The 14,560-nt window shown below is 39.5% G+C and carries 10 protein-coding genes; 7 read left to right on the top strand and 3 right to left on the bottom strand.

Annotated features, from left to right (window positions below; genetic code table 11):
- Window positions 1-14 precede the first annotated feature (14 nt).
- The gene (locus ACOKFG_RS00510) at window positions 15-1,070 is read left to right on the top strand and encodes an NAD(P)/FAD-dependent oxidoreductase (protein ID WP_422861668.1); all 1,056 of its coding nucleotides are present in this window, start codon (window positions 15-17) and stop codon (window positions 1,068-1,070) included.
- Here ACOKFG_RS00510 and ACOKFG_RS00505 read toward each other — a convergent pair.
- Window positions 1,058-1,447: a DUF983 domain-containing protein gene (locus tag ACOKFG_RS00505; RefSeq protein ID WP_298791853.1), complete on the bottom strand. Its 390-nt coding sequence runs from the start codon at window positions 1,445-1,447 to the stop codon at window positions 1,058-1,060. The two genes, ACOKFG_RS00510 and ACOKFG_RS00505, sit on opposite strands and share 13 nt — an antisense overlap.
- 98 nt (window positions 1,448-1,545) lie before the next feature.
- Between ACOKFG_RS00505 and ACOKFG_RS00500 the strand changes: the two genes are divergently transcribed.
- The 6 genes from ACOKFG_RS00500 to ACOKFG_RS00475 all read left to right on the top strand — a co-directional run bounded on the left by ACOKFG_RS00500 (window position 1,546) and on the right by ACOKFG_RS00475 (window position 10,567).
- Window positions 1,546-3,459, top strand: coding sequence for an ABC-F family ATP-binding cassette domain-containing protein (locus ACOKFG_RS00500; RefSeq protein ID WP_422861667.1), 1,914 nt, complete (start codon window positions 1,546-1,548; stop codon window positions 3,457-3,459).
- 139 nt (window positions 3,460-3,598) lie between these two features.
- Window positions 3,599-4,480, top strand: a complete 882-nt coding sequence (locus ACOKFG_RS00495) for a leucine-rich repeat domain-containing protein (RefSeq protein ID WP_422861666.1) — start codon at window positions 3,599-3,601, stop codon at window positions 4,478-4,480.
- Between the two features lie 154 nt (window positions 4,481-4,634).
- Complete coding sequence (locus ACOKFG_RS00490; RefSeq protein ID WP_422861665.1) at window positions 4,635-5,771, top strand: efflux RND transporter periplasmic adaptor subunit; 1,137 nt, start codon at window positions 4,635-4,637, stop codon at window positions 5,769-5,771.
- Entirely contained in the window at window positions 5,768-9,058 is a 3,291-nt protein-coding gene (locus ACOKFG_RS00485; RefSeq protein WP_422861664.1) for an efflux RND transporter permease subunit, read from the top strand. Before ACOKFG_RS00490 ends, ACOKFG_RS00485 begins: the two co-directional genes overlap by 4 nt.
- A complete protein-coding gene (locus tag ACOKFG_RS00480; RefSeq protein WP_422861663.1) occupies window positions 9,055-10,380 on the top strand; it encodes a TolC family protein in 1,326 nt (441 codons plus the stop codon). Before ACOKFG_RS00485 ends, ACOKFG_RS00480 begins: the two co-directional genes overlap by 4 nt.
- Window positions 10,381-10,384: 4 nt before the next feature.
- Window positions 10,385-10,567: a CPXCG motif-containing cysteine-rich protein gene (locus ACOKFG_RS00475; RefSeq protein ID WP_298791842.1), complete on the top strand. Its 183-nt coding sequence runs from the start codon at window positions 10,385-10,387 to the stop codon at window positions 10,565-10,567.
- Between the two features lie 27 nt (window positions 10,568-10,594).
- Here ACOKFG_RS00475 and ACOKFG_RS00470 read toward each other — a convergent pair whose 3' ends face one another.
- On the bottom strand, window positions 10,595-12,220 hold the full coding sequence (locus tag ACOKFG_RS00470) for a sulfatase family protein (protein ID WP_422861662.1): 1,626 nt from the start codon (window positions 12,218-12,220) through the stop codon (window positions 10,595-10,597).
- A gap of 25 nt (window positions 12,221-12,245) precedes the next feature.
- Window positions 12,246-14,522, bottom strand: coding sequence for a beta-glucosidase BglX (gene bglX, locus ACOKFG_RS00465; protein WP_422861661.1), 2,277 nt, complete (start codon window positions 14,520-14,522; stop codon window positions 12,246-12,248).
- Window positions 14,523-14,560 lie beyond the last annotated feature (38 nt).

Here is a 14,560-nt window from a genome sequence, read left to right as displayed (position 1 = left end):
CCTACTTTTGTGGTATGATAGATTATCTGGTGGTTGGCCTTGGTCTTGCTGGTATTTCGTTTTGCGAAACCCTTGAAAAGGATGGAAAATCCTTCAAAGTTATTTCCGATGATTCCCAACAGTCTTCATTGGTTGCAGGTGGACTTTACAATCCTGTAATCTTAAAAAGGTTTACCATGGCTTGGAAAGCCAAGGAACAAATGGAGATGGCGATACCGTTTTATCAACATTTGGAAAAGAAGCTTAAGGTAAAACTTGACTATAAAATTGCAGTGCTGCGGAAGTTCGCTGCTATCGAAGAGCAAAATACCTGGTTTGAAGCTACCGACCGACCCGGATTAGATTATTTTTTATCTACAAATATTCTTAAAAATCACAATCCGAATATCGATGCCCCTTTTGGATTTGGCGAAGTGAAATATACTGGTCGCATAGATACCAAAGCGCTACTGAGGAACTATGCTGAATATTTGGAGCAAAATGGACTTTTTCAAAAGGAAACCTTCGATTTTTCTTGTTTAGAGATATTTAAGGACCATTTGAATTATAAATCAATAAAAGCCAAGCAAATTGTTTTTTGTGAAGGCTATGGGCTTAAAAACAACCCATTTTTTAGTTATCTGCCCTTGAATGGAACAAAAGGAGAGCTTTTGACCATAAAAGCTCCAGAATATAATGAGACTAATGTAATTAAGTCTGGTGTTTTCAGCATCCCACTAGGGAAAAATCTCTACCGCATCGGAGCAACCTACAAATGGAAGGATAAAACCAATGAACCCACGGCGGATAGCAAAAGGGAATTGCTGGAAAAACTAAAGACCTTTCTTACCTGTGATTTTGAAGTTGTAGATCATGTAGCGGGAATCAGACCCACCGTTGTGGATAGGAGGCCCTTAGTTGGTCGCCACCCTGACCATAGAAATATGTATGTGCTTAATGGTTTTGGGTCTAGAGGAGTACTGATAGGTCCGTACGCCGCAAAACAGTTATTCAACAATATTGAAAATAGAACTGAATTAGATCCAGAAATCAACATTCATAGATTCACCAAAAAATACTACTCCAATTGACCATTGACCTCTGGTTCATATTTGAAGAAGAAATTAATCCAGATGTTTCGAGATAAGCGGACGATGATGGGCAAAAAAACAACAAGGGTCAACACAATGGCAATAAAAGTGTTCACCAAGGAAGCCTTCATAACTAAAAAAGCAATTACAAAAGCGGCCGTCGCAAAAGCAATTCCCACCCCATAGCTTACATACATAGAGCCGTAGAAGAATGAGGGCTCAATCTTGTATTTCGTATCACAGTTGGCACATCGCTCATGCATTTTAAATAATTGCGATAAGGCATACGGATTCTTATTGACATACATGCTCTCTTGATGGCATTTAGGACAACTTCCTGTTAAAATACTGTAGAGTTTGTTTCCTTTTTTTAACATTTGCAAGGCTTTTGACAAAGGTAAGATATGTGGTTGTTTTTGCAGTCGACCAACAATACCAAAAGTCGATTTTAAGATAATGAATTTTTATACCAAGTATGCTTAATATCCATAACCTTTCAGTCGCATTTGGAGGCGAATATCTTTTTGAGGAAATTGCCTTTCGGTTGAATGGAGGTGACCGGGTGGGCTTGATTGGAAAAAACGGTGCAGGCAAATCAACCTTATTAAAATTACTTTCCAAAGAGATGGCCCCAGATTCCGGGACTATTGCTACCGAAAAAGATATCAAAATTGGGTTTTTAAAGCAGGATATTGATTTTGAACAGGGGAGAACCGTTCTTGAAGAGTCCTATCAGGCATTCCATGAAATCAAATCCCTAGAGCTGAAGTTGGAGGAAATCAACCAGCAACTTGCAGAAAGAACGGACTACGAAAGTGAAGGGTACAATCAGTTGATGATAGATCTGACCGATGTTACGCATCGCTATGAAATATTGGGAGGGTACAATTATCAAGGCGATACCGAGAAAGTTCTATTAGGACTGGGCTTTAAACGAAACGATTTCGATAAGCTAACCGATACTTTTTCTGGCGGATGGCGTATGCGTATTGAATTGGCAAAACTCCTTTTGCAAAACAACGATGTATTACTTCTGGATGAGCCAACAAACCATTTGGATATTGAATCGATTATCTGGTTGGAACAATTCTTAAAAAATTATTCCGGGGCGGTAGTTATTGTATCACACGATAAAATGTTTCTTGACAATGTGACCAACCGGACGATTGAAATTTCCTTGGGACGCATTTACGACTACAATAAACCCTATTCCAAGTTCCTTGTCCTCAGAAAAGAAATCAAAGAACAGCAGTTGAATGCCCAAAAAAACCAGGAAAAGCAAATACAGCAGACGGAAAAACTAATCGAGAAATTCAGGGCAAAGGCTACCAAGGCTTCCATGGCACAATCGCTCATCAAAAAATTGGACAAAATTGAGCGTATTGAAGTGGATGAAGAAGACAATAGTGTGATGAATGTCCGATTCCCTATCTCCATTAATCCCGGGAAAGTGATTGCAGAGCTTGAAAATCTTTCCAAAAGCTATGGTGATAATCATGTGCTTACAGGTATTGATCTTTTAGTAGAGCGAGGAAGTAAAACAGCCTTCGTTGGTCAAAATGGACAAGGAAAAACAACACTTGCCAAGATCATGGTAGGTGAATTGGACCATACAGGAAAGCTTAAGACCGGTCACAATGTACAAATTGGATACTTCGCCCAAAATCAGGCTGAATATCTAGAGGGCAACAAAACGGTTCTTGACACCATGATCGATGCTGCCAATGAAAAAAATAGAAGCAAGGTAAGAGATATCCTTGGTTCCTTTTTGTTTCGTGGAGATGAGGTGGATAAATACGTAAAAGTTCTTTCTGGAGGTGAACGTAATCGTTTGGCATTGGCAAAAATGCTTTTACAGCCCTTTAATGTTTTGGTGATGGATGAACCTACAAACCACCTGGACATAAAATCTAAAAATGTTCTGAAACAGGCCTTACAAAAGTTTGAAGGCACCCTTGTATTGGTTTCTCACGATCGTGATTTTCTGCAAGGGCTTACGGACAGGGTATATGAATTCAAGGATGGAAACATCAAAGAATACTTGGGAGATATCGACTTTTATTTGGAACAGCGAAAGGCAGAAGATTTCAGAAAAATTGAGAAAGGAGATAAAAAAAATCAGATCAAGGTAGATACTTCACCAAAACAGAATGATTATCAGGCTCAAAAAAGGCTCAAATCTCTTAAAAACAAATTAAGCGGTGTTGAAAAGAAAATTTCACTGCTCGAAAAGGAGATAGCCGATATAGACCATCAAATGCTCATGGATTACGATAAAACCATTGCCAAACCTGGCTTTTTTGATGATTATCAGGGTAAAAAAGACCAATTGGAGATTTTAATGGAGGATTGGGAAAAGCTATCCCAAGAGCTTGAATTACTGTCTTAGCTCCAAAAAACCATCCCTTACCACACAATTTGAAAGGTTTACAACATAATTCCCGAGTTACACGATATTAATTTGTAATCTTTTTCCTTCTTATCGTAATTTGTAAGTAAATTCTTATGAATTGAATATATCAACCTCTATGGGAACGACTAAAATCTATATCCTATTGCTTCTATTTCCGGTCTTCATGCTGGCAAATTTTGAAGTTTCTCAAAAGGAAAAAACTGTGCTTATCGACCTATTTAATAGTACAAATGGGTCCGAGTGGAGTATACCATGGGATTTAGATGCGTCAGTAAGCACCTGGAAAGGTGTAACATTGGAAGATGGACATGTCGTAGGAATCAATCTCTTTAGAAACAATTTAGGAGGCACACTTCCAGAAAGTATTGGAAGACTTCGATATCTGACACATTTGAATTTGGCGTTTAACAGTATAACGGGTGTTTTACCAAAGGACATTGTCAAGTTAAAGAGTTTGAAGGTGCTGAGGTTGGAAATGAACCGAATCAAGGGTTCCTTGCCGCTAGGAGTTGGACAACTTCAAGAACTTGAGGTATTTTCCATGTTCAACAACTTTTTAAATGGATCCATTCCCCCAACTTTTGGAGAACTTAAAAACCTAAGAGAGCTCAACCTATCTAGTAATAATCTTAAAGGAATTATCCCTAACTCAATTGGGAATCTGACCAAATTAGAAGCATTGGGACTCTTTGAAAATAATTTAGAAGGAACGATACCTCAAGAAATGGGACAATTAGGGCAGTTAAAGGAGCTAATATTGGCCAATAATCAGTTAGGAGGGGAGATTCCGGCTGAGTTTAGTCAATTGGCAAGCCTTAAAATACTTCAAATTCAAAATAATCGGTTTGATTCCTATACGGGACTCAGACAAATGGATACAAACCAATTTTTGGTTTTCGATACCGATGAAAAAACCTTGAACCCAAGGTTTAACGATATACAGCTTCAACGTACCCGCATGGCGGATACCAAGTTTGAAGATGACGATAATGAGTAGTTAGTTATACTTTAGTTTGTTTGGTTTGGGGATGCAGGCGTGTATCCCCTTTTTTATGCGCATTAATCAAGGGTGAACTAGACAATTTATGAAATATTTAACCTAATAGACCTACAACAGCTAATAGCTTTGCAAAGCTAATTTTCACCAACACATGCGCAAATTGATTATTTCCGTCGTTGTGGGCGGACTCCTAATTTTCGGATCTATATATTTTGCAGGACTCATTGCAGGAAGTAAGAAAAGCAGAAGACCACCGGCTCAAAAAGTGGTAAAAACGGTCTTTGTCGATACAGTTAAAAACGGGATCGTTCCTATCGTAATTCCAGCGAATGGTAACCTTAAAGCAAAAAGAAGGGTTGAACTATTTTCTGAAGTTCAAGGTGTTTTTAGGTCGGGAAGTAAGTTATTTCGAACGGGTCAGGAATATGGCACTGGACAGACGTTGATTCGAATCGACGCCAATGAATATTATGCAAGCGTTCAATCAGCCAAAAGTAATCTGTACAATTTATTGACCTCGATAATGCCAGACTTACGGTTGGATTATCAAGAAGTATATCCCAAATGGCAGGCTTACCTCAATAGTTTTGACCTGAATAAAACAACCCCGCAACTACCAGCGATGGATACTGAAAAGGAAAAATTCTTCATATCGGGAAGGGGAATTATAGGTAGTTATTATAATGTAAAAAATTTAGAACAAAGACTTTCAAAATATACCATAACAGCACCATTCAAGGGAGTTCTGACGGATGCACTTGTAACCGAAGGAACTTTGATACGAGTTGGGCAGAAATTGGGTGAATACATAAATATTGGAGTTTATGAATTGGAAGTTTCTGTAAGTAAAACATTTGGCGATTTTCTAAAAGTTGGAAAACAGGTGGAACTCACCAATCTGGACAAAAGCCAAAAATATACAGGCGAAGTAACCCGCGTAAATGGAAGAGTGGACCAAAATTCACAAACTATAACCGTTTTTATTGAAGTTAGCAATGGTGACTTAAAAGAAGGACAATACTTAGAAGCTAACCTAGAGGCCAGGGAAGAAACTAACGCAATAGAGGTTGATCGTTCGCTTTTACTCGAGAACAATCAAATTTTTGTGGTGAGAGACTCCGTTCTTGACCTCATAGACGTCAAACCCATTTACTTCACTGACAAAAAAGTGGTTTTGAAAGATGTACAGGACAACGAAGTTATCGTCACCAGAGTAATGACAGGGGCCTATGAAGGAATGCTGGTCAAGGTTTTTGATGGCACGAAATCCAAAAAAGCCAAGTCGTGAGAAAGCTCATTTCCTATTTTATAAAATACCATGTTGCGGTAAACGTAATCATTATAGCATTTTTCATTTTTGGACTGGTTGGGGCGTTTTCTTTAAAATCCTCCTTCTTCCCATTGGTAGAGTCTAGAAATGTGTTGATCAATATTACATATCCAGGTGCATCTCCCCAGGAAGTCGAAGAAGGTATCATTCTTAAAATTGAAGATAATCTTAAAGGTTTACAAGGTGTAGAGCGTGTTACTTCCACTTCAAGGGAAAACAGCGGCTCAATCAATGTTGAAATTGAGAAGGGAAGAGATATTGATTTTATGTTGCTGGAGGTCAAAAATGCGGTGGACAGGGTACCTACTTTCCCTACAGGCATGGAACCTTTGGTAGTGTCAAAATTAGAACCAGTTAGACCGACCATTAGTTTTGCTGTAAGTGGCGAAAATATTCCTTTGGCCACCTTGAAACAGATTGGTCGTCAAATTGAAAATGACCTTAGGGCCATTGACGGTATATCACAGATCGATATTTCCGGCTACCCAGATGAGGAAATAGAAATTGCAGTGGATGAGAACCGTCTTTTAGCCTACAATATTTCATTTAATGAGGTTGCTCAAGCTGTTTCTAATGTCAATATTCTGGTAACCGGAGGAAATATTAAAACGGATTCCGAAGAATACCTAATTCGCGCCAATAATCGTTCCTACTATGGCGATGAATTGTCTAATGTTATTGTTAGAGCTGATGCCAGTGGAAAAACAATTCGTCTCAAAGATGTCGCAACGATTCGCGATCGATTTTCCGAAACACCGAACGCCTCTTATTACAATGGTGGTTTGTCGGTCAATGTTACTGTAACCAGCACAAATACAGAAGATCTTATTGGCTCCGCGGAAAAGGTAAAAGAATACATAACGGAATTCAATCAAAAATACACCAATGTCCATTTGGATGTGGTCCGTGATCTTTCGAAAACACTTACCCAACGTACCGATCTACTTACTGAAAATGCCATAATCGGAATGATTTTGGTACTTGTTTTCCTTTCATTATTTCTAAATACACGACTGGCATTTTGGGTGGCTTTTGGGTTACCTGTTGCCTTTTTGGGGATGTTCATTTTTGCCCCTATGATGGGCGTAACAATCAATGTATTGTCCCTGTTTGGGATGATTATTGTAATAGGAATTTTGGTCGATGATGGTATTGTTATCGCGGAAAACATCTATCAACATTACGAAAAAGGAAAAACCCCGGTAAGAGCTGCTATAGATGGAACTATGGAGGTGATTCCGCCCATTCTTTCGGCAATTATTACAACTATACTGGCCTTTTCTATCTTTTTGTTTTTGGATGGTCGAATCGGAGATTTTTTCGGAGAAGTATCTGTAATTGTAATGCTGACACTTTTGGTATCATTGGTAGAAGCTTTAATTATTCTTCCTGCGCATCTAGCGCATTCCAAAGCGCTAAAACCTCAAAAAGAAGGGCCGAAATCGAGTATTGGACAAGCATTTGCAAAACTTAGGGTCATCAATAAAATGGGAGACCAAGCCATGGCTTGGATGCGAGATACCATTTACAGTCCGGTCCTGCGATTTGCCTTAGATTATAAGCTATTGACATTTGCCATATTTTTTATGGCCTTAGTCTTGACTTTTGGATCGATTGGTGGAGGAATTATAAGAACTTCCTTTTTCCCTAGAATTGCCAGTGATCGCATTGCGGTGGAACTGCAAATGCCAAATGGCACCAATGAAAGGGTTACCGACTCCATCATAAGTTTGATTCAGGAAAAAGCCAAAATTGTAAATCAAGAGCTTACCGACGAATATCTACAGGGAACGGACAAAGTATTGTTTGAAAACATGCTTAAAAATGTAGGCCCTGGTTCCTCGGCGGCTACATTGGTAATCAATTTATTACCTGGAGAAGAACGTCCTGACGCAATCAGGGCAGACCTAGTAACCGGAAGATTGCGTGAACTAGTTGGCCCGGTAATTGGGGTTGAAAGCTTGATTTATGGATCTGGAGGAAATTTTGGAGGTGATCCAGTCTCTGTCTCCCTCTTGGGGAACAATATTACCGAATTGAAAGCGGCTAAAGCCGAACTCAAGACTGCTTTGCTAAATAATGCATTGTTAAAGGATGTTGCGGACAACGACCCAGCCGGAATAAAGGAGATTCGATTGGAGCTCAAGGAGAATGCCTATTTATTAGGCCTTGACCTTAGATCTGTGATGAATCAGGTAAGAGCTGGTTTTTTTGGTACACAAGCGCAACGCTTTCAGAGAGGGCAGGATGAGATTAGGGTGTGGGTGCGATATGACCGTGAAAATAGGTCTTCAATTGCCGATTTGGATGAAATGCGGATTCTTGCTCCAAATGGCGAACGTATTCCATTAAAGGAAATCGCTAACTATACTATTGAACGTGGTGATGTTGCCATCAATCACTTGGACAGTCAACGTGAGATTCAGGTTTCATCAGATTTAAAAGATCCAAGCACCACAAGTGGAACTGACGCAATGGCTTGGATCAGAAATGAGGTTATGCCCGATATTCAGTCTAAATACCCATCAATAACCCCATCATTTGAAGGCCAAAACAGGGAAGCGAATAAACTTTTAGATTCATTGACTTTTGTAGGGCTTTCGGTGCTGTTCTTAATCTATATTACAATTGCATTTACCTTCCGCAGCTTTAGTCAACCTTTGCTGCTGATATTATTAGTGCCTTTTAGTCTTACAGCTGTGGCTTGGGGGCATTGGTTTCATGGTTTTCCCATTAACATCTTATCCATGTTGGGGATTATAGCTTTGATCGGGATTATGGTGAATGACGGTTTGGTGCTTATAGGTAAGTTCAATATCAACTTGAGAAATGGACTTGACTTCAATGAAGCCCTATACGAAGCAGGACGCTCACGCTTTAGGGCCATATTTTTAACTTCAATTACGACAATAGCTGGTTTGGCCCCTTTGCTTTTAGAAAAGAGCAGACAGGCTCAATTTTTGAAACCCATGGCAATTTCCATAGCCTACGGAATCGGTTTTGCCACTGTTCTTACACTGTTGATGTTGCCTTTGTTTCTTTCCTTCGGCAACAACATAAAAGTATTGGCAAAAAAGGCATGGACAGGAGAAAAAACCACTCGCGAAGAAGTTGAGCGGGCCATCAAAGAACAAAACGAAGAATTACATATGCAGGAAGAAGGCGCACTCCAACTCAATGGAAGTGCTGGCCATGATGAAATTAAAGACGAATCTTCAAAAGTGTTAGAAGAAACAACAGAATGAGAAGTATATTTTATTCCCTATCCCTTTGTTTGTTGCTATATCCGATGACAACCTTTTCCCAGGATAAAATGTTATCCAAGGAGGAGGCAATAGCTTTGGCATTGGAATACAATTTGGGTATTCAGGTAGCCAAAAACACGCAAAAAATAGATGAGAACAACGCCAGTATCTTAAATTCAGGATATCTACCTACCGTTACCGCAAATGCTGGTGGAAGTATTGATAAGCAAAATACTGAAGGACAATTGGCTAGCGGAGATACCCGAACTGCCGATGGGGCCGAAACAAGGCGTTATAATGCCTCAGTAAATGTCAACTACACGCTTTTTGATGGATTGAATCGCTATTACAGTTACAAAAGCTTTCAAGAACGTTCACAACAATCGGAGTTGGAGGTAAGGCAGACTATAGAAAACACAATTTTGCAATTGTTCACGGTGTATTATGAAGCTGCTCGACTTACGGAAAACACCAAAAACTTGGAGCAGGCATTGAATATTTCCAAGGATCGATTAAAAAGAGCGAATTATCAATTCGAATATGGACAAAACACGGGTCTGGATGTATTGAATGCAGAGGTGGATATCAATACAGATAGTATTAATCTGCTTAACTCAAGACAACAGTTACGGAATACGATGAGGGATTTGAACCTTGTGTTGAACCAGGATCTTTCTGCACGATTTGTCGCAGATACGACGGTAAATTTTGTTCCGGGATTGGAAATGGAAAACATGCACAATGAGGCAAAGACCAACAATATTAGACTGCAATTGGTAGAAAAGGACATGAACATTTTAAACTACAATGTAAAGGCGGCAAAGAGTGTTTTTCTTCCAACGATTGGATTAACAGGAACTTATGGCTGGAATGAATCCAGTAATAACAGTCCATTAGCATTTTTGATTCAGAATACATCTACGGGATTGACCGGTTCGGTGAACTTGTCATGGAGTCTTTTTGACGGTGGGCGAGGAATTACAGGAATCAGAAACGTAAAAATTGGATACCAAAACCAAGAGTTGTTAAAGAAGCAAATAGAATTGGAAGTTGAACGGGATATTCGAAATGCCTGGGACAGCTATACCAATGCTTTATACGTTTTGGAAGTACAGGAAAAGAACCTACAAACCAATCAGGACAACTTTAATCGAACGGATGAAAGGTATAAGTTGGGTCAAGCAACTTCTATAGAATTTAGACAGGCGCAATTGAATTTACTCAATGCCGAATTAGCAAAAAACCAAGCAAAGTATAGCGCTAAACTTACCGAATTGCAAATGTTACAAGTAAGTGGACAGTTGTTGAACGTGGAGTTTTGATCTCATGTTTGAGCACTTTTTTCAATGCCCGTATTGTTGGGAGGAAATTTCTTTTCTTTTAGATAGTTCGGTCAATACACAAACTTATGTTGAGGATTGCGAAGTGTGCTGCAATCCAATAGAGGTAACCCCTATTTTTGAAAATAACGAATTGCTAAACTTTGAAGTAAGGGAATTGGGGCAATAAAAAGAAATTGGTTAACGCAGAGGTATTTTATTTCACAGGCTCACCTCGTAACCTCTTGAATTGATCATAAGCCTTTTCCACTTGTTCTTTAGAAGCCTTTTCAAATTCTTTCTCGGTGACATTATAGACGTCTTGCAGACTGTCTAATTTTTGATGCATAGTAGCAATTTGATTGCTATATGCTTTATCATTGATAGCATTATACAATTCTTTGGGGTCTTCAAGAAGGTCATAAAATTCCCATTGATCAATGTCATCATAAAAATGGATAAGCTTATATCGTTTGGTTCTGACCCCATATTGCTTTTTTACCATATGAAAGGCAGGGTAGTCGTAATAATGATAATAGATTGCATCTTTAAAATCTTTTTTAGGATTATCAAAAAGAGTTCTGAAAGAGACTCCTTGCATTTCTTTTGCATAGGTTTTACCTCCTGCCACATCCAGAAAGGTTGGGGCAAAGTCTAAATTTTGAACCATTGCGTTTGTCGATGACTTGGGAGCAATAACTTTGGGCCACTGCATTAACAAAGGCATTCGTAACGATTCTTCGTACATAAAACGTTTATCGAACCAACCCTTTTCACCCAGATAAAACCCTTGATCTGAGGTGTAAACCACCAAAGTATTCTGATGCAAACCCTTTTCTTCCAAATAATCCAATATTTTTCCAACACCTTCATCGACCGCTTTCACTGTGGCTAGGTAATCATGCAAATAACGCTGGGCCTTCCAAAGAGCCAATTCTTGGCCGGCAAGGTTCGCCTTATGAAAAGCATCGTTTTTTGAGCTGTACGCCTCGTCCCAATCTTTTCTTTGCGCTGAGGTCATTCGATTAAAATCTGCTGTCCAAGGATTGTGGGCCAATTCGGTTGAGCCCAAACTTTTGGTCATTTTTAGGTCATGACCTTCATACATATCCCTATAAATGGTTTGCTGTTGTTCAATGGCCGCTTGTTGATTTGAATGCTTGCCTAAATAGGTTTCCGGGATTGGAAAAGTAATTGAATCATACAGTGTTGTATGGCGTATGGCGGGCATCCAATTTCGATGTGGAGCCTTATGGTGAACCATCAAGAAAAAGGGAGTTTCGGCATCCCTTTGGTTTAGCCAATCAAGACTTTTCGAAGTCACAATATCGGTTGTATATCCCTTAATGATTGTAGTGTCATTTCCTTTTATAAATTCGGGATTATAGTAGTTTCCTTGATCATTTAAGATATCCCAATGGTTAAAACCTGTTGGTTGCCCATGCAAATGCCATTTCCCAATGATTGCAGTATCATATCCCAACTTTTGGAGAAATTTTGGAAGAGTAGCTTGGGTATTATCAAATCGTTCACCATTCATTCTGAACCCGTTCATATGGCTATGCTTACCTGTAAGGATTACCGCCCTACTCGGTCCGCATATGGCATTGGTGCAAAAACTATTTTGAAAAATGATTCCATTCTCAGCCAAACGATCAATATTTGGAGTTGGAGCCAATTTCGAGATCTCGTGTCCATATGCACTTATGGCTTGAACGGCATGATCATCGGCCATAATAAAGATAATGTTGGGCCTAGTATTTTTTAACTGACCCTGTCTGTCCGCTTCTTTACAAGAGCAGAGCATAATGGAAAACAACAATATTAAAAAGACCCGATTCATTAGTGTGTCAGATTAATCATCAATGTCATTTGAGTTTAAAAACTTGCTTTAGCTTTGCCTGCGAGTTGCCGCCAACAAAAACTTCAAAATAACCCGGTTCAGCAATGAACTCTAAGTTGCTATTGTAGAATTTCAAGTCCTCTGATTTCAATTCTAAAATCACAGTCTTTTGCTCCCCTTTTTTAAGAAATACTTTTTTAAAGCCTTTCAATTGTCTTTTGGGTGGAGTTATGGTTCTGACTACATCTTTTAAGTATAATTGAACCACTTCTTCCCCGTCGTATGCTCCAATATTTTTGACAACAACCTGAATTTTCAAGGATTCTCCCTCGGAAATTTCTTTTTTCTCAAGGTTTAGATTGGAATATTGAAACTGGGTATAGCTTAACCCATATCCAAAAGGTAAAAGTGGAGTATTTGGGATGTCTAAATAGTTCGATGTAAACTTTTTAAACGTATCCGGAGCCGGTCTTCCTGTATTTTTTGAGCTATGATAAATGGGAATTTGCCCGATATTTCTTGGCCATGTAGCTGTCAACTTTCCAGAAGGATTGTAGCGCCCATAAAGTACATCCACAACTGCATTCCCCGCTTCGACACCCGGATGCCATACTTGTAATATGGCAATTGGCATGTCCAATTCTTCCGAAATTGTCAAAGGTCTTCCACTCATTAAGACAACAGCAACGGGTTTACCTGTTTTAACAAGTGTCCTGAGTAATTTCTTTTGGCTTTCGGGAATGGAAATATCGGTTCGACTTGAAGCTTCACCACTCATTTCTGTAGCTTCGCCCATAACGACAACTATTACATCCGATTTTTCAACGGCCACCATAGCTTCTTTTAATAGGTTGCCGGGTGACTTTTCGTCAATCTGTATTCTAGAACCAAAAACATTCACTTTTTTGGCAAATTCAGGATCATCAGAAATATTGGCCCCTTTTGCATAATTGATAGCAACATTCGGAACAACATTTTTAAACCCTTCTAAGATGGTGACCGCCAAATTGGGGTCTCCAGTTGGTGCCCAAGTTCCGAGCATGTTATTCCTGCTATTTGCCAACGGACCTATCAAGGCAATACGGGCGTCGTTTTTAAGAGGTAGAAGGTCATTATGATTCTTAAGCAGCACAAATGACCTTGTTGCCAATGTTTTCGCTAATTGTCTGTTGGTTTTGCTAAGGATTTCGTTTTTTGACCTTTCCTCATCCAAATAACGATACGGGTCGTCAAAAAGTCCAGCCTTGTGTTTTGCTTCCAACACTCTTCTGCACGCATTATTGATTTCATCTTCGGTAAGCTTACCTTCTTGGACAGATTTTTTAAGCGTGGTTAAAAAACCTTCTCCAACCATATCCATATCGAGACCAGCTTTGAGAGCCAATTTGGAGACCTCTTGTAAATCTCCAAGTCCATGAGCGGTCATTTCGTTGACCGAGGTGTAATCCGAAACAACAAGTCCTTTGAAACTCCATTGTTCACGAAGCAAAGAGGTCAGCAACCATTTGTTACCTGTTGCTGGAATCCCATCAATATCATTGAAAGAGGTCATTACAGTTGCCACTCCCGCATCTACAGCAGCCTTGTACGGTGATAGGTATTGGTTGAACATCTTGATTTTGCTCATATCAACAGAATGATAGTCTCTGCCGGCTTCTGCGGCCCCATAAAGCGCCATATGTTTTACACAGGCCAACATGGTATGGGAAGCTGTTAAATCATCTCCTTGATATCCTTTTACCATAACCTTGGCAATAGCCGACCCAAGAAAAGGATCTTCCCCGGCTCCTTCTGCAATTCGTCCCCATCTAGGATCACGGGCAATATCCACCATAGGTGAAAAATTCCACATAATACCGTCAGCAGTTGCTTCTGATGCGGCCATTTTTGCTGCCTCTTCTATTAAGTCCATATCCCAACTACAGGAAAGCCCCAGAGGTATGGGATAGGTGGTCTTGTATCCGTGTATTACATCGGCACCAATCAATAACGGTATTTTGAGTCGGCTATGGTTTACTGCCATTTCTTGAGCTGCCCTCACTTTATTTGGACCCGAAACTCCAAATAATCCACCTACTTGACCTGCCTTTATCTTAGCTTCAACATTTTTACTGACCACTGCACCTGTAGCCACACCACCACCTGGAGTAAGAAGGTTCAATTGCCCTATCTTTTCATCCAGGGTCATCTTTTCCAATAATTCTTCAACTTTCGGAATTGATTCAGCAGATTGACTATGGCCATAAGTACAAATCAGTATGAAGATGAATATGGAGAAATTGAAGTGGAATTTTGTTTTCATTGTAGATAGGAGATCATTTTGACAAATCGACTTGCCTT

The organism is Flagellimonas rhodophyticola (genome assembly GCF_049332665.1).
Lineage (GTDB): Bacteria > Bacteroidota > Bacteroidia > Flavobacteriales > Flavobacteriaceae > Flagellimonas.
The sequence above is the reverse complement of the archived record's forward strand: the minus strand, read 5'-3'. Positions and strand labels throughout refer to the sequence as shown.